Source organism: Bacillota bacterium, assembly GCA_040757085.1.
In the GTDB taxonomy this organism is placed as follows: domain Bacteria; phylum Bacillota; class Sulfobacillia; order JACIYH01; family JACIYH01; genus JACIYH01.
Genome location: JBFLXJ010000001.1, coordinates 1 through 21,397, shown reverse-complemented (window position 1 = coordinate 21,397; position 21,397 = coordinate 1). Strand labels below are relative to the sequence as shown.

Below are 21,397 nucleotides of genomic sequence, written 5' to 3'. Positions count from 1 at the left end.
TGGTGGGGGGGATGGGGTGGAACCCGAGGCAATCAGCAACATGCTGGCCGAACTGGCGCGGGAGCACGCCCCGGAGGCAACCTTCTCCCCGCCCTTGCAGGTGGGGGAGACCACTATCATATGCGCGGCGACGGTGAGTTGCCTGGCAGGAAGCAGAGGCGCGAACCTGGTGCTCAGCCTCCGTTCCACCCCGTGCGCCGTGATCGTCATCCAGCCGGGACAGTGTACGGTCCTGCCTGTCGCCGCCTCGGGCCCGGTGGAGCGGCTGCTTGACCTCGTTCCCCGGCTACTCGAACTCATCGATGCCCGTTCTGACTGCTCGCACGAGACCCGCAGCGGCATACAGGAACAGGCCGGGTGGGACGAAATCGAAGAGACCCGGCCGGTGGCCGGGTCTCCGTCCGCGCCCTCCCAGGACTCCTAGGCCGACCGCCCCAGGGGCTGCCAATTGTCCGCGTTCTCCGGCTCCTTGCCGGGATTCAGGCGCTGGAACTTAGCCAGCAATTCGTCCTTGCTTTCCTTGTGGTCGGGATCCTCCAGGCAGGCGTCGGTAGGACATACCGAGGCACACTGTTGTTCGGCGTGCCAACCGTAGCATTCCGTGCACTTGTCCGGGTCGATGACGTACACATCGTCCCCCGGGCTGATGGCCGAGTTCGGGCACACCGGCTCACACGCCCCACAGCTCACGCAGTCCGCCGTGATCTTCAGAGCCATCGTCTCTCCTCCTTCTCGCCCCTTGCGGCGCCATATTACCCACGTCCACAGCCTAGAAACGAATCCTCTGCCTGCGGCCGTAGACGTTGAGGACCAATCCGATGCCCATCATGCTGGTGACCAGGCTGCTGCCTCCGTAGCTGATGAAGGGCAGGGGAATACCTGTAATCGGCATGATCCCCATCGTCATCCCCACGTTCACCAGCACGTGGAAGGCCAGCATGGAAGCTACCCCCACACACAATAGACCCCCGTGGACGTCACCGGCCAGCCGAGCCACCCGCAACACGCGGTACACAAGATAACAATACAACCCCAGAACAGCGATTCCTCCTGCAAACCCCAGTTCCTCGCCGATGACCGAAAAAATGAAGTCCGTATGCCGGTTGGGGAGGAAGTTGAGCTGGTTCTGGGTACCGTAGAACAGCCGCTTGCCCCAAAAGTCTCCGGAGCCGATGGCTATTTTCGACTGCAGAAGGTGGTAACCCGCCCCCAGGGGATCGCGACCGGGCTGCAGGAAAACCAGCAGGCGGTTCAACTGATAGTCGCGCAGGGGAAGGGGAAAACCCCAGGTCAGATGAGCCCATATGGCCAGGGCGGCCACAGACAGCCCCGCCCCCACCATCGCCACCAGCCGGCCCCCGGGAACTCCGGCAGCGTAGAGCATGCCCAGCAGCACTGCTCCCAGCACCAGGGAAGTTCCCAGGTCGGGCTGCACGACGATAAGCAGCAGGGGCACGAGCACATGCGCCACGTAGGGCAGGGCCTCCCGCAGGCCTCGCAGCGGGACTTCCCGGCGGCCAAGGTGAGCCGCCAGGGTCACGATGGTGAGGAGCTTGGCCAGCTCGGAAGGCTGAAGGTCAAATGGTCCCAGGGGAATCCAGCGCTGGGCCCCCTGAGCCTCCCGCCCCACTACCAGCACCGCAGCCAGGAGGGCCAGATTCACCAGGTACAGGGGTGCAGCCCAGGCCACGATGACCCGGTAATCGACCAACCTTGTCAGCACGGCCACCGCCACAGCCACCAGCAGCCAGAGAGCCTGCCTGCGCACGAAGAATAACCGGTCGTCGGGGTTCATGCTGTACGAAGCACTGGCGATGGCGGCCAGAGAGAACACCACCAGGCCCGCCGTCGCGCCCACAAGTCCCAGGTCGAGATTGCGCAACCACGCCCGGGGCCGAGAAACCGTAAGGGTCATACGGACACACCAGCTCGCCGTACCGCTCTGATAGGGATATTGGCTGCGAGCATTGCCTGCTTCTCGCCCGATACAAGCCGGATCTCGATTCCCTCCCTCTCAACCTCCAGGTACCTGGAAATGGCCATCACCATCTCCTCCTTGAGGGCCTGCAATAGTTCGGGAGAGCAGCCCGCCCGGTCGTGCACCAGGATCAGGCGCAGGCGTTCTTTGGCTACCTCCCTGCTGGGGGAAATCGTCGGCTGGCCACGCCCCCTCCAGTTGAACACGCCCGCTCCCCCCTTCCCCTCAACGGTTTCCTGCCCCGATCAGTCGCCGCAGCTTGAGCAGCCACCCGTCCGGTTCCCAGACGTTGGGCAGGGAGACATCCTCGCCCAGCAGCCGCCGGCAAACCAGGCGGAAGGCCTGTCCGGCCCGAGAATGCGGCATGAGGACAGCAGGCTCCCCCCGGTTGGTTGATACTATGATCTGCTCGTCCTCCGGGATGGCCCCCAGCACTTCGATGGCCAGCACTTCGATCATGTCGTTGATGTTCATCATGTCGCCCCTGCGCACCATGTCTCCCCGCACCCGGTTGATGAGCAACAGGGGAGGGGCCATCTCCGCCGCCTCCAGGAGCCCGATCACCCGGTCGGCGTCGCGCACGGCCGCCACCTCGGGGGTGGTGACGATGAGAGCCTTCTCTGCTGCCACGACAGCGTTGCGGAATCCCTGCTCTATGCCCGCCGGGGAATCGACCAGCACGAAATCGAACTCACGGGCCAGTTCCTGGCACAGACTGCGCATTTGCTCCGGGCTGACTGCCGTCTTGTCCTTGGTCTGGGCCGCAGGCAGCAGGTAAAGCCCCTCGACTCGTTTGTCCTTAACCAGGGCCTGCTTGAGGCGGCAATACCCCTCCGCCACGTCCACCAGGTCGTAAACGATCCGGTTCTCCAGGCCCATCACCACATCCAGGTTGCGCAGACCGATGTCCGCATCGACCATGGCCACCCGCTTGCCCAGGAGGGCCAGACCGGCTCCCAGGTTGGCGGTGGCCGTGGTCTTGCCCACCCCGCCCTTACCCGACGTGATCACCCATATCTCGCCCATCCCCATCCCCCCGCAGATCGGCGACTCCTGGGTACTACAGGGATTCCACCACGATTTCCGACTCCCGTACCCGGGCAAGCTCGGGCCTGTGTTCCCGCTCGCGGTCGCCCTCGGGAGCACGCCGGATGAGGTCAGCGATGCGCAGCTGAGTGGGACACAGCCGCAGGGCCGCTACCACCGCCCCCCGGGAACCGTCCGCTCCCGCGTGAGCCACCCCCCGCAGGGCCCCCAGGACGATCACGTCCCCGGTCGCCACCACCTGGGCCCCGGGATTCACATCCCCCAGGATGACCACATTGCCCCGGTAGTGGATGACCTGCCCGGAGCGCAGGGGCCCTCTCCTCACCAGCGTGCGCTCCCCCGGTTCTCGCACCCGCCCTCGCCCGCGGGGAGCACTCTCCGCCCCACCCGCTGCCACGGCCCCTTGGTCCCTCGCGCTCAGGGCTGGCCCCTGTCCGCCCCCTGCGGCGGGGCAGCGGCTCTCAGAGGCACGCCCTCCCGCCTGGGCCGGTCCGTGCACCACCCGCACCAGCCGGTACCCCCGCGCGCTCAGGATGCGCTCCAGTTCCACCAGCTGCCGGGCGCCCAGGACCTGGGGTCCCGTATCGAGGATGACTTCCTCGCCCCGGCCCTCTTTCAGTTCGTTGAGGATAGTCATCATACGCTGCCACCCTGCCTCCGACGGGACCCGCATCACCAGGCAGCGACCCACGTTGAGCAACGCCGGACCTTCCTCCATCGGCAGCCAACCTCCGGTAGCAAACCACCACTTGCTACCAATTCTGCGCAAGCCCGCCAATTCCTGCCGATCACTCACCGGTGGTGATAGTGCTGCCGGGGAGGATGGTGGCTTCCACGTGGAAGAACTGGGTCAGGACGTCGCGTGCCACCGCCGCTGCCGCCGTCCCGTGGCCGCCCTGCTCGATCAGCACCGCCAGCGCAATCCTGGGCTCCTGGTAAGGCGCGTAACAGACGAACCAGGCGTGGTCGTCACCATGAGGGTTTTCCGCTGTCCCCGTCTTGCCCGCCACGGCCACGGGGAACCCGGCAAACACTCCTCCCGCCGTGCCCCCGGGCAGGGTAACCGCCCGCATCCCCGCGCGCACCGCGTCCCAAACCGGGCCGGGCAGTTCCACCCTCCCCTCCTCCTGGGGCGCGAACTCTTGCGTGTTCCCGGCCGCATCCCTCGCCTCCCGCACCAGCTGGGGACGGTACCTCACCCCGCCGTTGGCCAGCATACTCGTGTACACCGCCATCTGCAGGGGGGTGAAGCTATGGAATCCCTGGCCGATGGCCGCGTCCATGTCCTCGGCCGGATACTGCCAGCGTGGCGTGTCGATCCAGGGGAAGAGGCGACTGCCGTCACTCGTGCGGGCGTGATATGCCCACTCCTTGTATGCCGTGCTGGCCACCACCCCGGCCGCCTCGCCCGCCAACCCAATGTGCGTTTTCTGCCCCAAGCCAAAGGCAGTCGCCCATTTGGCAATGCCATCCACTCCCACCCTCCGGGCCATCTCGTAGAAGTAGACGTCACAGGATTTGGCGATGGCCTGGTGCAGGTCTACCGGGCCGTGCCCCGCCCGCACCCAGCACCGTTTGGGTCGCGACCAACTCGCGCTCACCGGGTGAAAGCCCCGGCACACCACCTTTTCTTCGGGCGTGACCTTCCCTTCCATCAGGGCGGCGATGGCGGTGACCATCTTGAAGGTGGACCCGGGAGCGTACACACCTCCGATGGCGCGGTTCCACAGGGGACGGTCGGGAGAGGTGAGCTGGGCCCACTCGTCCGCCGCCACGGGCCGGGTGAACACGTTGGGGTCAAAGGCGGGGTAACTCACCAGGGCGAGCACCTCGCCGGTGTGCACATCGAGGGCTACCACCGCCCCCGCCCGCGCCCCCGGATACTTCTCCTGCAGCCGCCCTATGGTCCGGGCCAGGGCATTTTCCGCCGCCTGCTGCAGCTCCAGGTCGATGGTGAGGTAGACGTCCTTGCCGGGCACGGGGTGGGTAACCGGGGGAATGTCCCGCACCGGGAACCCCCGGTGGTTGACCTCCACCTGCCTTCCCCCGTCCTGCCCCCGCAGGGACTCTTCGAGGGCAGCCTCCAGTCCCGACCGTCCTATCATGTCCCCCAGTTTATACCCCTTCTGACTCAGTTCCTCCGGGCCGACCTCACGCAGGTACCCGAGCACGTGGGCAGCGGTGGTACCCAGGGGATAGTACCGCCGGGGACGCACTTCGATCACCACCCCGGGCAATTCGGAGCTGTGTTCCTCCACCACCGACTGCTGCTCGGGAGTAAGGTCGTCCAGGATGCGGACGGGCTGGTACAGCCGGTACCCCTGCGCCCTGACGCGCTCTTGCACCCGCGCTGGGTCCAGGCCCAGGAGTTCCCCCAGCCTGGCGGCACTCTGGCGCACCTCGTCCCACCCCAGGAACACGAGGGAAAGCCCGAAAGCCGGACGGTTGGTGGCCAGGGCGCAGCCGTTGCGATCGAATATCTCACCCCGGGGGGCGGGAATGTCCAGGATGCGGATGCGGTTGCGGTCGGCCAGACGGCGATACGTCTCGGAGGCAGGACCCAGTTGCAGATAGGCAAGGGATAGAGCCAGGACCAGGAATACCCCCATGACCACGAACACCAGCCGGTGTATGCGCCTGTCCCATCCCTCAGGCACCGGCCCTCACCTCGTGCCCCCGTTGCTCGCGCCTCACCCACCATCCCGGGATCAGGGGAGCGATCAGACCGTTATACAGGCTGGCCGGCAGCACCACCCGCACCAGGCCCGTCCCCAGGGGGAGGGGCAGTCCCAGAATCCGCCACATGGCCCAGCTCGCTAACTCGGCCAGTACCGTGCCCCCCACGGCCGCCACCACTGGCACCAGGGGTTGATCGCCGAAGATGCGGGCACGGGCCCGAGCGGTGCCAAGACCGACCAGCGCGAAGGATAGAGCCCGCACCCCCAGGTACTGCCCCGCCACGATGTCCTCGACCAGCCCCGCGCCAGCGCCCAGCAGGCAACCGGCCACCGTCCCCCGGCAGAGGGCAAACCCGATCACGGCAAGGAGGAGGAAGTCGGGTTTCACCCCCAGAACGGCCAGGCGCGGCGCCGCACCCAACTGGAAAACAGCCACCAGGGCGACCATGCCCACTGCAGCGAGCACCCTCGTCATCGAGGTCCCCCCGCCCCATAAGCGGCGCCGGGAGGGGGAGCACCCCCGGGGACGGAAGCGCCACCCGGTACCGGCGTGCCGGCGGGGGTGGGTACCAGGACCAGCACCTCCCCGAGACGATTGAGGTCGGCGGCGGGCCTGACCGTGGCATACTGCACCAGGCCGTAGTCGCCGCGGAAGGTTTCCACCACCGTGCCCACCATCAGGTGGGGAGGAAACACCCCACCCAGCCCCGATGTCACCACCTGGTCGCCGGGGGCCACGCGGGCGTCCCGGGAGAAAAAGCGCATGCGCAAAAGGTCGGTGCCCACCTGCCCGTAACACACCCCGGCGTCATGGGTGCTGGCCACCATGGCGGCCACCGCGCTACCTGGGTCGGAAAGGAGGGTGACCACAGACTGGTACGGTCCCGGGGAAGACACCCTACCCACCAGCCCCTCTTCTGTCAGCACTGCGGCGTCCCTGCATATGCCCGCTCCGGTCCCCTGGTCGATCACCACCCGGCTGAGCCAGTTGTCGGCATTTCGCCCCACAACCCGTGCCCCCACCACCTGCCCCGGCACCGGGGGCCGGAAACCAAGCAGTGCCCGCAGCCGGCGGTTCTCTTCTTCCAGCACCGCCAGCCGTCGCTCCAGGTCGCGGGCTCGGGCCGCCTCCCGCTCGAGTTCCTTTTGCCGCTCCCTGATCTCGGGCAAAGAGACCAGAGTGGTAACCGTCCCCTTCAGCGTGTCCGACGCCCGGGCCACCACAAGCAGGGCGGGACGCAGGCCTTCCCGCACCGCCTGCTCAAACGCAGTGACCCGCTCTCTCTCGGCGGCGGTGAGGCCGGCCAGGAAAACTACCAGCAAGCCCACCCCGAGGGCGGCCGCGATCCTGGCCCCGGCGATCCGCATGGCGTCTCCTCCCTGCCGATCACCCTCTGCGAGGGCTAAGGAGCACTTTGCGCAGGGTGTGGATCTCCTCCAGCGCCTTCCCGGTCCCCCGGGCCACACACAACAAGGGCTCCTCCGCCAGGTGCACGGGCATACCCGTTTCCTCCGCCACCAGGCGATCCAAGCCCCTCAGGAGAGAGCCTCCGCCGGTGAGGAATATCCCCCGATCCATGATATCCGAGGCCAGTTCGGGAGGAGTACGCTCCAAGGTGGTACGGATGGCCTCCAGAATGGCCCCCACCGGCTCGCTCAGAGCCCGCCTGATTTCCTCCGCCGTGACGCGCAGGGTGCGAGGCAGGCCGGTGACCAGATCCCGCCCCCTCACTTCCATGTCCTGATCATCGTACCCGGGGAACGCTGAGCCGATCTGGATCTTTATCTCCTCGGCTGTCCTTTCCCCGATGAGCAGGTTGTACGTGCGCTTGATGTACGACACGATGGCCTCGTCCATCTCATCCCCGGCCACCCGGATGGAACGGCAGGTAACGATTCCCCCCAGGGAAATGATGGCCACCTCGGTGGTACCGCCCCCCACATCCACCACCATGTTGCCGGTGGGCTCCTCCACCGGAAGCCCCGCCCCGATGGCCGCAGCCATGGGCTCCTCGATCAGATAGGCCTCCCGGGCTCCCGCCTGCAAGGTGGCATCCACCACAGCCCTGCGCTCCACTTCGGTAACCCCGCTGGGCACAGCCACCACCACGCGGGGACGCACCAGCCCGCGGTTGGGCAGGGCCTTGTGGATGAAGTAGCGCAGCATGGTCATGGTAACGTCGAAGTCGGCGATCACCCCGTCCTTCATGGGACGCACGGCCACGATGTTGCCGGGTGTGCGACCGATCATGCGCTTGGCTTCTTCCCCCACGGCCAGGACCGCCCTGCCGTCCCGCTCCATGGCCACCACGGATGGTTCCTGCAGGACGATCCCCCTTCCCCGTACGTGCACCAGGCTGTTGGCGGTGCCCAGGTCGATGCCCAGGTCGTGCGACAACCACTTGTAGATCGTCGAAAACACTGCTATTCCCCTTTCTCCCACCCGAACCCCGCTTGACGCAGGCTGATGTATCCGTGGTCAGACAGGATGACGTGGTCCAGCACTTCTATCCCCAGCAACTTCCCGGCCGCGATCATACGTTGGGTTACCTGCACGTCGTCCTCGCTGGGCCGGGGGTCACCGGAAGGATGATTGTGGGCCAGGGCAACCGCAGCCGCGTTGCGCCGGATGCAGGGCTTGAACACTTCCCGCGGGTGGGCAATAGAGGAGGTGAGATCACCCACAGACACCGTCTCCACCCCTACCACACGGTTGGAGGCGTCCAGCATGACCACCAGCAGGTGTTCCCGGTCGAGGTAACGCAGCCTGGGCACCACCAGGGCAGCCAGGTCCTCGGCATTGTGCACCACGGGGCGTGAGCCCGCCTCCTCCGCCCACAGCCGCCGTGCCAGCTCCACCGTGGCCCGCACCCGGGCCACCTTGGCAGGTCCCATACCGTGCCACCGCATCAGATCCTGGACGGACAGGGTAGCCAGACCGGACAGGGTGCCCCCGGCTTCCTCCAGAAGGCTACGGGCCAGACTCAGGGCCGACTGCCCCTCGCTTCCGCTTCCCAGTACCACCGCCAGCAGTTCGGACGTGGACAACACCTCCGCACCGTGCCGCATGAGCTTCTCCCGCGGGCGGTCGTCCGGTGGGAGGTCCCTCATGGTGTACCGGTTTTCCAGGGTAGGGCGCTCCTTCCCTCTCTCTTAGACGACCGGGATGGGGAGCCGCCTTGCGCAGGCCACCCGCGCTTCCATCGCACAGGGCTACCTCACCACCCCTGCGCGATTCCTCCCCCTTGCCCAGGACTACCTGCGCCACCAGAGGATGATCCCCACCAGTGCCCCTGCCGCTCCCAGGAGGTTGACCTGCAAGCCCAGGCCTACGGTGAAAGATATCACCCGCAGGTCAAAGGAGCAGGGTCCGAGGGCAATTCCCCTACTCTGGGATAGCACGGCCAGAGCGGGAAATCGAGCCCCCAAGATCTCCCCCACCAGGGTGCCCAGGACGAGACCCGCCAGGAGAAGGACCACCAGGGACACCCCCTCCCTCGTCCGGCGCCGCATGGGATTTCCCCCCTTCCCTCACCAGGAACGGACACACGCCTACAGATTTCGCCACGCCCGACGGGATTCCTTTCGCAGACTGATATGGCATCATCTGGTATTATTGGCCACCGCTGGCGCTTTATGCGCACGTCGGACTGGCGCTCGAAGCCAGACGGGCCCGCAACAGGGCCCGGGCCGGCCCTACCAGGTAGATGGACCCCGCCACCAGCACCATGTCATCGGGGGAAGCAGCTGCCAGTGCCAGTTCCAGCGCCAAAGCCAGGTCGGGTTCCACCGCCACCTTTCCACAAAGGGGACGGGCCAGATCGGCGATGCGTTCCGGATTCCCGGCCCGCGGTCCGGCCGGCGAGGTGGCCACGAGCAGGTCGACACCGGGAGCCAGGAGCTGCACCATGGCCTCGGCATTCTTGTCTTTGAGGATGCCGAGCACCATCACCAGCCGCCGCCGGGGAAACAGTTCCAGAGCCTGCCGCAGGGCAGCTGCGCCGTCGGGATTGTGGGCGGCGTCTATTACCACCAGGGGATGTTCCCCCAGCACCTCCAGCCTGCCTGGCCACCGGCAACCCGCCACCCCCTCCCGCACCGCCTTTTCGGGCAGACCGGGTACACCCACCTCCAGGGCCGTGACCGCACAGGCGGTGTTGGACTGCTGGTGGCGACCCACCAGGGGGATGTAAAGGTCGCGGAAATCGCGGCCCGGGCAACGGAGATCGACTTTCTGGCCCCGCCAGTCACAATACCTCTCCTGCCACGTGAAATCCTGCCCGGCCACGAAAAGGGGTGCCCCCTTGTCGCGGGCCACCCGCGCGATGACCTCCAGGGCCTCGGGATCACGGGCACCGGTCACCACCGGGCGGCCGGGCTTGATGATGCCGGCCTTCTCGAAGGCAATCTCGGCTATGGTCTGACCGAGCCGATCGGTGTGGTCAAGGGCGATGTTGGATATGACGCAGGCCAGCGGCTCCGCCACCACGTTGGTGGCATCAAACCGCCCGCCCAGTCCCACTTCCAGCACCACGTAGTCCACCCGCCGGGCAGCAAAGTAACACATGGCCAGCAGGGTGATGAACTCGAACTCGGTGGGGTGGTCAAGGCCGCCGTCCACTACCCTCTCTACCAGGGGGCGCAGGCGTTCCACCCAGGCGGCCACTTCGCGCTCCGGGATACACTGGCCGTCCACCTGTATGCGCTCCCGGAAATCCTCCAGGTAAGGCGAAATGTACATCCCTACCCGGTGCCCTGCGGCTCCCAGCACGGAAGCGGCCATGGCGGTTACCGACCCTTTGCCGTTGGTGCCAGCCACGTGTATCACCCGCAAATCGGCCTGCGGGTGGCCAGCCAGCTCCAAAAGCCTGCTGATGCGCTCCAGCCCCAGCCGGGAACCAAAGCGGCCCAGACCGTGGATGTACTCAAGCGCTTCTTCGTAATCCATTCCCCGGCTCCTCTCCCTGCCCTGCCCGCACCCCCGCTGCTTGTTCTCGCCCCTCGCAGGTCCCGCAGCGCCCGTGCGTGCGCAGCCTCCCCTTGCAGAGCTCGCCAGGCCGACCCGCACCGGGGTTAGCCCTCCAGCAGCTGCAGTCGCTCCCTGAGTTTCCGCACCTTCTCCAGCGCTTCCTGCTGGCGGGCCCGCATTTCGTCCACCACTTCCTGTGGCGCTCTCTCGAGGAATTGGGGATTGCAGAGCCGGGCTTCCACCCGCTCCAGTTCGGCTTCGGCCTGCCGGATCTGGGCGCGGGTGCGTTCCACCTCGCGCGCCACGTCCACCACGCCTTCCAGGGGGACGAACACTTCCACCCCCCGCACCACGGACGCCACGGCGCGCGCGGGTCGTCCTTCGTCGGCCCGCATTACCTCAAAGGGCGCGCTCCAGGACAGGCGGGAAATGATGTCGCGCCCCGCGGCCAGGACCCGCACCGTCTCGGGATCTGCGTGCGCCAGAGCCGCGGCCGGCTGTCCCGGCCCCACGCCCACCTCGGCCCTCAGGTTGCGGATCGCCCGCGTCACCTCCATCCACAGGGTCACCTGTTCCTCAGCCGCCTGGTCCACCAGATCGGGCCTGCTCCCCGGCCAGGGCGCCACCACCAGGGCGGGACCCTCGTGGGGAAGCCGCTGCCAGATCTCTTCGGTGATGAAGGGGATGAATGGGTGCAAGAGGCGCAGGATGCCCTCCAGCACCAGCCACAGGGTGCGCTGGGCAGCCGCCCTGCCCGGACCGGGCTGGGCCAGGCGACCCTTGCTCATCTCTATATACCAGTCGCAGTACTCGTCCCAGATAAAGTCGTACAGCACCCGGGCCGCCTCTCCCAGTTGGAATTGCTCCAGCAACCCGGTGACCTCGTCGCGCACGCGCGCGTAACGGCTCAGGATCCAGCGATCCGCCAGAGCCAGGGGAGCCCGGGCCTCCGGGTCGAAGTCGTCCAGGTTCATGAGTACGAAGCGGGCGGCGTTCCACAGCTTGTTACAGAAGTTACGGGCACCCTCCACTTTCTCCCAGTAAAACCGGAAGTCGTTCCCGGGCGTGTTGCCCATGATCAGGGAAAAGCGCAGGCTGTCTGCCCCGTACTTCTCGATGGCGTCCATGGGATCGATGCCGGTGCCGCGTGATTTGGACATCTTCTCGCCTTCGGCGTCGCGCACCAGCCCGTGCAGGAGGACGAAGTGAAAGGGCTTCTTGCCCATGAACTCCAGGCCCATGAATATCATGCGGGCCACCCAGAAGAAGAGGATGTCGTACCCCGTCACCAGCACCGAAGTGGGATAGAAGTACTCAAGTTCCGGGGTGCGATCGGGCCATCCCAGGGTGGAAAACGGCCACAGGGCGGAAGAAAACCAGGTGTCCAGCACGCTCTCGTCCTGCTCCAGGCGGTCGCTGCCGCAGTGGGCGCAGGCCGCAGGATCGGTGCGCGACACGGTGATTTGGCCACACCGGAGGCAGTGCCAGGCGGGAATGCGATGGCCCCACCAGATCTGGCGGGATATGCACCAGTCCCGGATGTTCTCCAGCCAGTTCAGGTATACCCGGGTGAAGCGTTCGGGGACGATGACGATGTCACCCTGTTTGACCGCCTCGATGGCCGGTTCCGCCAGGGGCTTCATGCGCACGAACCACTGCCGGGAAAGCAGCGGCTCCACCACCGTGTCACAGCGGTAGCAGTGGCCCAGGGCCAGGGTGTGCTCTTCCTCTCTTTCGATGAGCCCGGCCGCCCGCAGGTCATCCAGGATCGCCCGCCGGCATTGCTCCCTGGTCATCTTCGCGTACCGCCCGGCCTCTGCCGTCATATTGCCGTCGGCGTCAATGACGGCGATGGCTGCCAACCCGTGGCGGGCGGCCACCTCAAAGTCGTCGGGGTCGTGCGCCGGGGTGATCTTAACCGCCCCGGTGCCAAAGTCAGGATCCACCGCCCGGTCGGCAATGACGGGGACGGGCCGGTCCACCATGGGTACCACGACCGTCCTCCCCACGATGTCCCGGTAGCGCCCATCGTCGGGGTGCACCGCCACCGCCACGTCTCCCAGGATGGTCTCCGGGCGGGTGGTGGCCACCGTGAGGTACCCGGACCCATCGGCGTAGGGGTAGCGGACGTACCACAGCCGGCCGGTCGCTTCCTCCCGTTCCACCTCCAGGTCGGAGAGGGCCGTGCGGCACTCCGGGCACCAGTTCACGATGTACTCGCCCCGGTAAATTACCCCCTTCTCCCACAGCCGCACGAACACTTCCCGCACCGCCCGCGAGCAACCCTCGTCCATGGTGAAGCGGGTGCGGGACCAGTCGCAGGACGCCCCCAGGCGGCGCAACTGGGAAATGATGGTGGACTCATACTCGTTTTTCCACTCCCAGACCCGCTCCAGAAACTTCTCCCGACCCAGGTCGTGCCGGCTCAGGCCCTCCCTGGCCAGCCTCTTTTCCACCACGTGCTGGGTGGCGATGCCCGCATGGTCGGTGCCGGGCAGCCACAGAGTTTCGTACCCCTGCATCCTCCGCCACCGGATCAGGATGTCCTGCATGGTGTTGTCCAGCGCATGCCCTATGTGGAGCGAACCGGTCACATTGGGAGGCGGGATGACGATGCAGAAGGGCTCCCGCGCCCGGTTCACCCGGGCCGCAAAGTAACGCCCCTCCATCCAGAACCGGTAACGCTGTTCCTCCACCGCCTTCGGGTCATACACGGGAGGCAATCTCGCCTGCACGGGTCTCCCCCTCCTCGTCACTCTGCACATATCATGGGAAAGGCCTCTCCCGTGCAAGGACGGAAGAGGCCCGCGGTACCACCTTGCTGCTGCCAGGGCAGCCCTCTCTTCTCGTTAACGGGAGAACCCGGTCCGACCTACGGCACCGGGGACACCGGCCAGGGCTGATGTCCCCCGCGGCTCGGCCGGACTGCTTGGGGGGCGACGTTCGGACCTTCCCGTCAGGGGACCTCGCAACCAGGGATCCCCCTCTCTGGGGCGGGACACGGCCCTACTCCTCCCCTTCATCGCCTTTGCGTCATTATATCTTTTCCCCCCCGCCCCAGGCAAGCACCGCGTTGAGCAGGATTCGGCAGGATTTCAGCGAACGAGAAGTCGAAGGCTGTCGAGAGGCGGACACGGTGCCACCTCTATTGCCGGAGACGGTGGTAGCTCGCCTGTGTTGCAGGAGGCGGTCGGCATGCCACCCAAGCGCCTGGGGGAAATCCTGGTCCAATCAGGACGCATACATAGCGCCCAGCTTCAGCAGGCGCTGGAAGAGGCACGGCGGTCCGGGGCCAAGCTGGGCGAAACCCTGATGCGGATGGGGTTCATCACCGAAGAAGACCTGGCCAGGGCCCTGGCCGAGCAGCTGGGCCTGCGCTTTTCCCCTACCGTGGCGTACGAGCGGGAGGCGGTCAAACTGATCCCCGAGCAGGTGGCCAGGCGGCACCGGGTGATCCCCCTGGCCCGGCGGGGCAATGTCCTGGAACTGGCCATGGCTAACCCCCTGGATCTGCTGGCCCAGGAAGACGTCAGGCTGCTCACCGGCCTGGCGGTACAGCCTGTCGTCGTACCCGCCCGGGCGCTCGAGGAAGCGCTCCGACGCGCGTACCAGCTGGAGGCCCTGGAAGAGACCCTGCAGGCAGCCGGGCCCCAGGAGATCGAAGTCTTCCGGCTGCGCGAACTGGTAGAACAGGCACCCGTGGTGAAGCTGGTCAGCAGCATCATCGAACAGGCCGTTTCTGCCCGGGCGTCGGACGTGCATATCGAACCGCACGAGAATGGGGCTCGGGTGAGGTTCCGGATCGACGGGCTCCTGCGTGAGGTCCTCGAAGTACCCCGGGGTGCCCAGGCCCCCGCGATTTCGCGCATCAAGCTCATGGCCGGCATGGACATCTCCGTCCGGCGCCTGCCCCAGGACGGTGGTTTCCGGGTGGAACACGAGGGGCGGTCTGTGGACCTGCGTGTCTCCACCCTACCCACCGTCTACGGTGAAAAGGTGACTATCAGGGTCCTGGACCGGGCGCAGGCCATCACCCGGCTGGAAGACCTGGGCTTCCTGCCCGACGTGCAGGACGCCTACCGGGAAACCCTGCAGCAGGTACGCGGCATGGTGCTCGTCACCGGGCCCACAGGTTCGGGCAAAACCACCACCCTGCACGCTTCCCTGAACTGGCTGAACGACCCCGCCCTCAACCTGGTCACCGTGGAGGACCCCGTGGAGTATCACATCCCGGGCGTTAACCAGGTGCAGATCAACGAAAAGGCAGGGCTGACCTTCGCGACGGCGCTGCGCGCCATCTTACGCCAGGATCCCGACATCATCATGGTCGGTGAGATCCGGGATCCCGACACTGCGGAGATAGCCGTGCGGGCCGCCCTCACCGGGCACCTGGTGCTGAGCACCCTTCACACGGGCCGGGCAGCCCAGAGCGTGAGCCGGCTGCTGGACATGGGCCTGGAGCCGTTCCTGGTCGCGTCTTCCCTGCGGGCGGTGCTGGCCCAGCGGCTGGCCAGACGCCTGTGTCCCCACTGTGCCGCAAGCTACCTGCTACCCGAAGACGCCCCCGAGAGACTCTCGCTGGGATTGCCCGCCGGGCCCCTTGAGGTGAGGCGGGCAGAAGGGTGCCCCCGCTGCGAGGGGCGCGGTTTCCTGGGCCGGGTGGGGATCTTCGAACTGTTGACCGTGGACCAGGGGGTACGCGATCTGGTTCTCGCCCGGCAACCGGCGGCGGCCATTCACCAGTACGCGGTAGAGCACGGCATGCGCACGCTGGAGCAGGACGCGGTTCAGAAGGCGTTGCTGGGCCTCATTTCCCTGGAAGAGGCCAGGCGGGTAGCATTCGGAGGAGAGTGAACTCTACCCGTGACGATGAACGATCTGCTGCGTCATGCTGTCGCCCGCGGGGCTTCGGACCTGCACCTGGGTGCGGGTCTTCCTCCCGTGTTGCGGGTGGACGGCAGGCTCGAGCGCACTTCACTACCGGACCTGAGCCCCGAACAGGTGAGGGGGTTCGTCGACGAAGTCACCACCCCCGAGCAGCGGGCTCAATTCGAGAGCCGGGGCGAACTCGACTTCTCATATGGCGTTCCCGGACTGGGCAGGTTCCGGGTCAACGTGTTCATGCAGCGGGGCACGGTGGCGTTCGCGGTGAGGCTCATTCCCACGGAAGTGCCGTCCCCCGAGGAATTGGGGCTCCCTCCTGCCCTGGTCCGGATGGCATTTTCTCCCAAGGGCTTCCTCTTGGTCACCGGGCCCGCGGGCAGCGGCAAGTCCACCACTCTGGCGGCTCTCATCGATACCATCAACCGGAACTCAGAACGCCACATCATCACTCTGGAAGACCCTATCGAGTATCTGCACCGCCATCGGCGCAGTGTGGTGCACCAGCGGGAGGTCGGTGGCGACACGCGCAGTTTCGCCGACGGCCTCCGGGCCGCCCTGCGGCAGGACCCGGACGTGATCATGATCGGGGAGATGCGCGACCTGGACACCATGGCCACCGCCATCACCGCAGCCGAGACGGGCCACCTGGTCATGGCGACCCTGCACACCATCGATGCCGCCCAAACAGTGGCCCGTATCGTGGACGCTTTCCCGGCAGCACAGCAGAATCAGGTGCGCGTCCAGCTGGCCGGGTGCCTCCTGGGCGTAGCCGCTCAGCAGCTGATCCCGCGGGCGGACGGGTCGGGGCGGGTCGCCGCCTTCGAACTGCTGGTGTGCACCGCGGCCGCAGCCAACCTGATCCGGGAGGGAAAGATCCACCAGCTCGCGACGGTGCTGGAAACCGGGGGCTCCATGGGGATGATGACCATGCGCCAGTCTCTGGCCCGCCTTTGGCAAGCGGGGATCATTTCTGAGGCCGAATACACCCGGCGAATAGCGGCGCCGGGCGGGGGGATCGGGCGTGCCCTCGTGGAGTTTCCGGGCGCGAGATAAGGAAGGACGGGTCGTCCGGGGGCGGCTGGAGGCACCGGACCGGCAGGCGGCACTGGCCCAGTTGAGATCCCGGGCTCTGGTGGTTACGCACCTGGAGATCGACCGGGACCTGGGCACCGTAGTTCGGCGAGAACTGAGGCTCCCCGGCCGGCCCCTGGGCAGGGCAGAGCTGGCAAGGTTCTGCCGCCAGCTCGCCACCATGCTGGCGGCCGGCATCTCCCTCATCACCTCCCTGGGCGTACTCCAGCACCAGTACCGCGGCTCCCGCCTGGGCACGGTGCTGGGCCGGGTGATATCCCGGCTGGAAGCAGGGGACACCTTCAGCGCAGCCCTGCACGCCCAGGGCCCCGTGTTTCCCGAGGTCCTGTCCAACATGGTGGCGGCAGGGGAGGTGGGCGGCAACCTGGAAGACGTGCTCAACCGCCTGGCCGATCACTTTCAGCGCGAGGAGGCAGCGGTGGCCAAGGTGAAGGCTTCCCTCACGTACCCTGTCATCGTGCTCGTGGTGGCCTGCGCGGCCGTGTTTTTCCTCATGTTCTTCGTGGTGCCCAGGTTCCTTTCTCTGTTCGAAACCCTGGGGGCCCCGCTACCGCTCCCCACGCGCATCCTGGCATCCGTCAGCTTTTTCTTGCGCCGTTTTTGGTACGGGGTCGTGGCACTGATTGTGGCCGCCGTGGGGCTCTGGCACGTCCTGCGGGGGCGCGGTGCAGTCACAGAAACCTACGAACGGCTTCTCCTCAAACTGCCCCTGGTGGGGGAGCTACTGGTGGATCAGGCCTGGTCGCGTACCGCTCGCACCCTGGCCGCCATGCTGGAAGCAGGCGTGCCCTTACCGGTTGCTCTGGCCGTGGCCCGCCGCGCCGCCGCCAACCTCGTGCTCCGGGACGTCCTGGAACGCACGGAAACCAGCGTGCAGCAGGGACGCGGCCTTTCCGGCGGACTCGTGCCCGGACCGTTCGTGCCGCCCATGGTGACCCAGATGGTGGCCGTGGGCGAAGAGAGCGGGGCCCTGGACCGCATGTTCGTACGGGTCGCAGAAACGTTCGAGACGGAAGCAGAACGATTGTCCCAGCGTCTAACGGCCCTGGTGGAACCGGTGGTGATCGTCCTGCTGGGCCTGGTGGTGGGCGGTATCATGATCTCTATCTTCCTGCCCATGTTCTCGGTTCTCCGCTACGTGGGCTGAAGGCGGCTCGAGCACGGATCGCCGGCGGGCAAGCGAGGAGGCGGCAACATGAACGTGGCAGCCTGGTTGGTGGCGGCAGCGATCCTGTTTTCCCCCTGGCCGCTGGGGTCCTGGTACACGGGCCCCCGCACCCTGATCTACCTCCTGCTCACATTCGCCGCCTACCTCCTGGTTCGCCCCCATGTCATGGCCAATGCAGCCAACCCCTGCCAGATTCGCACAGCACTCCTGCACTGGCCCGATGCCTGGGCAGGACTCCCCCTGGTCATGGCCCTGAGCATCTCCTGGTCGGTGGCTCCGTCGGATTCCTACGAACAGGCCCTCTTCTGGGGTGCTGCCTTTACACTGTACCTTTGCGTCTCGCGCCTCCTTGACCAGAGGTCAGCTGGCCGTTTGACCTGGGCCCTTACCCTGCTGGGCGGTACCCTTGCCCTGTACACACTCTACCAGTACTGGTGTGCCTCCGCATCGTTTCCCGCCGTCAGGATGAGCGGCCCGTTCACCTATCCCAACAGTTACGCCGCCTACCTCCTCGCCCTGACCTTCGTGCCCCTGGGGCTGGCCAGCACCTATCAGGCGAAACGGAACGTCCTTGCCCTGGTTGCGGCCGCGGCGCTGGTCGCTTCCTTTCTGTACACCGGGTCCCGCGGTGCCCTGCTCACCGCCCCCATCGCAGCCGGCGTTTTCCTCTGGCTGGCGCCCCACCGCCGCCATGCCGCTCGCAGCCTGGCTGCTGCGGCCATCGGCGGCACTGCCATCTTCGTCACTCTCCTTTTCCTGCAACCCGCGGGCCGCGGGCTTCCTGTCTCGGCTCACGCCTGGGGATTATGGACGGCCGGCGAACGGGTGGTAACGACGGTCGGGAGCCCCTCCTGGACGGGACGGCTCGAATTCTGGTGCTCCGGCCTCCGGGCGTTCCTGACGAGTCCCTGGATCGGCCTGGGGGCCGGATCCTACCACCAGGTGGCCACCGCCTTTCAGCTCACTCCGGAATTGTTTGCCAACCGGCTGCATAATGATTATCTGCAGTTCCTGGCCGAGCTGGGTTTGCTGGGGGGTGGGGCGGTGCTGGTCGCAGTGGCGGGCACGGTCCGGGGTATGTACCGCCTGGGCTTCCGCCGTCGCGCTGCCGTGGCTTCCGACACGGCTTCGGCTGCCGCAGGTGTCACCGCCATCCTGGTGCACAGCGCCGTGGACCTCGACCTGCAGTTTCCGGCGGTCGTGCTGCTGCTGTTCACCCTCCTGGGGATCATGGTGCGCGCCGGCGCACCCGAGGCAGCAGCATACCGCATCCCCATTCCAGCCCGGCCGGGAGCATACTTACGACGGGCACTTCCGGTGGCACTGCCCCTGGCGCTTCTCGTGGCCGTGCTCCTGGGGGTCAGGCCATATGGCGCCCTGGTAGCCCGTCAGCGAGCCCAGGATGCTCTGGAGGAGGGAAACCTCGTCCTTGCCCGGCAGCGGGCGGAGATAGCACAGTGGGTTCTGCCCGGACATCCCCGCACCGCCATGCTGCTGGCCCACATCCTGCGCCAGATGAGCGACCACGAGGATGATGCACAGGATCACTCTTACTGGCTCGCCCGGGCTCTGGACACGGCCATCAGAGGTGCGCACGACAACCCCTACGATCCTTACCTGCGGGATCTGGTAGGGTGTCTGTACCTTCACGCAGGTAACACACCTGCAGCACTGGTGCATCTTGAGCAGGCCGTGGCTCTGTACAGGTGGGAACCGCAAATCCGCCTGCACCTGGCTCTGGCTTACGAGGCCGCCGGGCAGAAACGGCGGGCAGTGGAGGAGCTGGCCTTCTTACTGTCCCACCGAACGCAGTTCCAGAGCACCGTCGCCGCCTCGCCCGAAACACTGGAGAGCGTGTTCCGCGAGGCCGCCCGCATCCTCGTCTCTTTGACGGTGCCTCCCGCCGGGCAGCGCCCGTAAGCGTGTTATCGGGAATCAGTAACAACCTGGAGGGATTTTTACCTGAAATGGCGAATCATGCTGCATCGATTACAGGGGCGGGACGCCCCATGAGCGAAGGGAGCGGATCAAAAATGAGGTATCTGCGGAGGGATCGGCGGGGCTTTACCCTCATCGAGCTGGTCGTCGTCATCACGATCCTCGGCGTCCTCGTCGCCATAGCCGTGCCCATGGTGGGCGGTTACGTCGACAACGCCAAGAAGAAGGCAGCCAAGACCGACGCCAAGAACATCCAGACCGCCATGGTACTATTTGCCTCAAAGCAAGGGGACTACCCGGCGGAAAGTGCTATCCAAAGCTATGCGAATCTCCGCGATGTGCTTGACGACTATATTGCCCTCCCGCAGCAGGAGGCGCGAGCTACTTTCTCGTTCGGCAGCTACACCAGGGTTGGCAACGACTTCAAACTCTGGATATACGGCAAGGATAGGGGGACGATCGACATATACATCTACGAGGGTGACATCATCGAGATTGAATAGGGGCGACGTGAGTAACCCGTAGCTCCGCTGCCGCCTCGGGTGCACGGCCCAGGGAAGTTCAGCAAACAGATGCTGCCGAGTGCGGGGTTGCACGGTGTCCCAACGCTGAATTGGGCGCGCAAGCAGCCAGAATCAGCGGGCGTGAGTGTGCCCTCGTACCGGCAGCGTTTATTGCTGCCGGATTTGGTGTGCCGCGCCTGTCGCTGCTCGTATGGGCGAGCAGTGATGGCAAACGAACAGTGGCCGAGGTGGTCCGGGCCCAGGCATCGTATCTGGCGGAGCCGGGAGTTGCCGGGCCACTGTGTTGCTTGCACTCTCGCACACTGGTCTCCTGTGTCCCGACTGGTACGGCGACCACTGAGGGGTTGCTCGCAGCGAGCAAGACACTCAACAATCTCGGCAGGTTCCCAGCAATAGTTGCAAGAGATCAGGCGACAACCAAGCGACGAACAGGTGCTGGCACGGGGTCATCCCCCAGGTATAATGCATACGAACCGATGTGCGGAGATGGGCCCGGCGCAGGGTTTGTCCGGGGTAACTGGCAGGTGTGGTGGCGTGAAGGTAACCTTTGAGACCAGAATCAAAGACAGGTCTTTGTATCCCCTGCTGGAGGCCTTTGCCGCCCTCTTTGGCTGCGTCGAGCGGACCCTCTTCCGTGACCATTACGTCCGGGGTGAACCCCTGCCCGACTGCAAGCGCCGTTACCTTCCCGCGTTTGGCATCACCGCCCGCATGTTCAACGCCGTGGCCTCGGTACTGGGGGGCAAGGTGAAGGCCGCCCACGAAGCCAGGAAGAGGCACGCGCGCAGGCTGAAAGATCAGATCCGTTCACTGGAGGAATCCCTGGCCGGCCTCAAGGAGCGACTGGAGCAGGCCGAAGGCCCGGGGTCCAGGTGGGGGCTGAGGTTCGAGATCCACCACAAGAGGCGCCGGCTGGCCCAACTGGAGTCCAGGCTGGCGCTGGTGGAACAGGACCTCAACCGTGTGGTGCCCCGCATGTGCTTTGGCTCAAACAGGCTCTTCCGCCGGCAGTTCCACCTGGAGGAAAACGGCTACCGGACGCACGATGAATGGCTCAAGGACTGGCGCCGTGCCCGCTCCTCCCAGTTCCTGTGCCTGGGCTCGGGGGACGAGAGGCGG

The 21,397-nt window shown here is 66.2% G+C and carries 20 protein-coding genes; 7 read left to right on the top strand and 13 right to left on the bottom strand.

Features of this window, described 5'->3' with window-relative positions; translation table 11 throughout:
• The first annotated feature begins 16 nt into the window (after positions 1-16).
• On the top strand, positions 17-424 hold the full coding sequence (locus tag AB1446_00100) for a GerW family sporulation protein (protein ID MEW6545305.1): 408 nt from the start codon (positions 17-19) through the stop codon (positions 422-424).
• Here AB1446_00100 and AB1446_00095 read toward each other — a convergent pair.
• The 13 genes from AB1446_00095 to AB1446_00035 form a co-directional block, all read right to left on the bottom strand.
• Positions 421-717: a YfhL family 4Fe-4S dicluster ferredoxin gene (locus tag AB1446_00095; protein MEW6545304.1), complete on the bottom strand. Its 297-nt coding sequence runs from the start codon at positions 715-717 to the stop codon at positions 421-423. The genes AB1446_00100 and AB1446_00095 overlap by 4 nt on opposite strands.
• A gap of 52 nt (positions 718-769) precedes the next feature.
• Positions 770-1,915, bottom strand: a complete 1,146-nt coding sequence (gene rodA / locus AB1446_00090; protein ID MEW6545303.1) for a rod shape-determining protein RodA — start codon at positions 1,913-1,915, stop codon at positions 770-772.
• Positions 1,912-2,184: a cell division topological specificity factor MinE gene (minE, locus tag AB1446_00085; GenBank protein MEW6545302.1), complete on the bottom strand. Its 273-nt coding sequence runs from the start codon at positions 2,182-2,184 to the stop codon at positions 1,912-1,914. The genes rodA and minE overlap by 4 nt, the downstream gene beginning before the upstream one ends.
• 19 nt (positions 2,185-2,203) lie before the next feature.
• The gene (gene minD / locus AB1446_00080; GenBank protein MEW6545301.1) at positions 2,204-3,004 is read right to left on the bottom strand and encodes a septum site-determining protein MinD; all 801 of its coding nucleotides are present in this window, start codon (positions 3,002-3,004) and stop codon (positions 2,204-2,206) included.
• Positions 3,005-3,038: 34 nt separating this feature from the next.
• Positions 3,039-3,743, bottom strand: coding sequence for a septum site-determining protein MinC (locus tag AB1446_00075; GenBank protein MEW6545300.1), 705 nt, complete (start codon positions 3,741-3,743; stop codon positions 3,039-3,041).
• 70 nt (positions 3,744-3,813) lie between these two features.
• Entirely contained in the window at positions 3,814-5,682 is a 1,869-nt protein-coding gene (gene mrdA, locus AB1446_00070; GenBank protein MEW6545299.1) for a penicillin-binding protein 2, read from the bottom strand.
• Complete coding sequence (gene mreD, locus AB1446_00065) at positions 5,675-6,178, bottom strand: rod shape-determining protein MreD (GenBank protein MEW6545298.1); 504 nt, start codon at positions 6,176-6,178, stop codon at positions 5,675-5,677. Before mreD ends, mrdA begins: the two co-directional genes overlap by 8 nt.
• Positions 6,175-7,071, bottom strand: coding sequence for a rod shape-determining protein MreC (gene mreC / locus AB1446_00060; GenBank protein ID MEW6545297.1), 897 nt, complete (start codon positions 7,069-7,071; stop codon positions 6,175-6,177). Before mreC ends, mreD begins: the two co-directional genes overlap by 4 nt.
• A 19-nt stretch (positions 7,072-7,090) precedes the next feature.
• Positions 7,091-8,125, bottom strand: a complete 1,035-nt coding sequence (locus AB1446_00055; GenBank protein MEW6545296.1) for a rod shape-determining protein — start codon at positions 8,123-8,125, stop codon at positions 7,091-7,093.
• 2 nt (positions 8,126-8,127) lie between these two features.
• Positions 8,128-8,832: a DNA repair protein RadC gene (gene radC / locus AB1446_00050; protein ID MEW6545295.1), complete on the bottom strand. Its 705-nt coding sequence runs from the start codon at positions 8,830-8,832 to the stop codon at positions 8,128-8,130.
• A gap of 126 nt (positions 8,833-8,958) precedes the next feature.
• On the bottom strand, positions 8,959-9,216 hold the full coding sequence (locus AB1446_00045; protein ID MEW6545294.1) for a DUF4321 domain-containing protein: 258 nt from the start codon (positions 9,214-9,216) through the stop codon (positions 8,959-8,961).
• Positions 9,217-9,337: 121 nt separating this feature from the next.
• Positions 9,338-10,651, bottom strand: coding sequence for a folylpolyglutamate synthase/dihydrofolate synthase family protein (locus AB1446_00040; protein MEW6545293.1), 1,314 nt, complete (start codon positions 10,649-10,651; stop codon positions 9,338-9,340).
• Between the two features lie 125 nt (positions 10,652-10,776).
• Positions 10,777-13,437: a valine--tRNA ligase gene (locus tag AB1446_00035; protein ID MEW6545292.1), complete on the bottom strand. Its 2,661-nt coding sequence runs from the start codon at positions 13,435-13,437 to the stop codon at positions 10,777-10,779.
• 430 nt (positions 13,438-13,867) lie between these two features.
• On the opposite strand from AB1446_00035, the gene AB1446_00030 reads away from it, so the two are divergent.
• From AB1446_00030 to AB1446_00005, 6 genes are all read left to right on the top strand, one after another.
• On the top strand, positions 13,868-15,526 hold the full coding sequence (locus AB1446_00030; GenBank protein MEW6545291.1) for an ATPase, T2SS/T4P/T4SS family: 1,659 nt from the start codon (positions 13,868-13,870) through the stop codon (positions 15,524-15,526).
• 15 nt (positions 15,527-15,541) lie between these two features.
• Positions 15,542-16,609, top strand: a complete 1,068-nt coding sequence (locus tag AB1446_00025; protein MEW6545290.1) for a type IV pilus twitching motility protein PilT — start codon at positions 15,542-15,544, stop codon at positions 16,607-16,609.
• Positions 16,578-17,795: a type II secretion system F family protein gene (locus tag AB1446_00020; protein MEW6545289.1), complete on the top strand. Its 1,218-nt coding sequence runs from the start codon at positions 16,578-16,580 to the stop codon at positions 17,793-17,795. The genes AB1446_00025 and AB1446_00020 overlap by 32 nt, the downstream gene beginning before the upstream one ends.
• Positions 17,796-17,843: 48 nt before the next feature.
• The gene (locus tag AB1446_00015; protein ID MEW6545288.1) at positions 17,844-19,736 is read left to right on the top strand and encodes an O-antigen ligase family protein; all 1,893 of its coding nucleotides are present in this window, start codon (positions 17,844-17,846) and stop codon (positions 19,734-19,736) included.
• A gap of 89 nt (positions 19,737-19,825) precedes the next feature.
• A complete protein-coding gene (locus tag AB1446_00010) occupies positions 19,826-20,257 on the top strand; it encodes a prepilin-type N-terminal cleavage/methylation domain-containing protein (protein MEW6545287.1) in 432 nt (143 codons plus the stop codon).
• Between the two features lie 555 nt (positions 20,258-20,812).
• On the top strand, positions 20,813-21,397 hold a 585-nt coding region (locus tag AB1446_00005; GenBank protein MEW6545286.1), incomplete at its 3' end, for an IS200/IS605 family accessory protein TnpB-related protein.

Bases quoted from the DNA above. Each gene is read 5' to 3' on its own strand.
- AB1446_00095 (MEW6545304.1), bottom strand. From the start codon at position 717: ATGGCTCTGAAGATCACGGCGGACTGCGTGAGCTGTGGGGCGTGTGAG.
- rodA (MEW6545303.1), bottom strand. From the start codon at position 1,915: ATGACCCTTACGGTTTCTCGGCCCCGGGCGTGGTTGCGCAATCTCGAC.
- minD (MEW6545301.1), bottom strand. From the start codon at position 3,004: ATGGGCGAGATATGGGTGATCACGTCGGGTAAGGGCGGGGTGGGCAAG.
- AB1446_00075 (MEW6545300.1), bottom strand. From the start codon at position 3,743: ATGGAGGAAGGTCCGGCGTTGCTCAACGTGGGTCGCTGCCTGGTGATG.
- mreD (MEW6545298.1), bottom strand. From the start codon at position 6,178: ATGACGAGGGTGCTCGCTGCAGTGGGCATGGTCGCCCTGGTGGCTGTT.
- mreC (MEW6545297.1), bottom strand. From the start codon at position 7,071: ATGCGGATCGCCGGGGCCAGGATCGCGGCCGCCCTCGGGGTGGGCTTG.
- AB1446_00045 (MEW6545294.1), bottom strand. From the start codon at position 9,216: ATGCGGCGCCGGACGAGGGAGGGGGTGTCCCTGGTGGTCCTTCTCCTG.
- AB1446_00040 (MEW6545293.1), bottom strand. From the start codon at position 10,651: ATGGATTACGAAGAAGCGCTTGAGTACATCCACGGTCTGGGCCGCTTT.
- AB1446_00035 (MEW6545292.1), bottom strand. From the start codon at position 13,437: ATGTGCAGAGTGACGAGGAGGGGGAGACCCGTGCAGGCGAGATTGCCT.
- AB1446_00030 (MEW6545291.1), top strand. From the start codon at position 13,868: ATGCCACCCAAGCGCCTGGGGGAAATCCTGGTCCAATCAGGACGCATA.
- AB1446_00025 (MEW6545290.1), top strand. From the start codon at position 15,542: ATGAACGATCTGCTGCGTCATGCTGTCGCCCGCGGGGCTTCGGACCTG.
- AB1446_00015 (MEW6545288.1), top strand. From the start codon at position 17,844: ATGAACGTGGCAGCCTGGTTGGTGGCGGCAGCGATCCTGTTTTCCCCC.
- AB1446_00010 (MEW6545287.1), top strand. From the start codon at position 19,826: ATGAGCGAAGGGAGCGGATCAAAAATGAGGTATCTGCGGAGGGATCGG.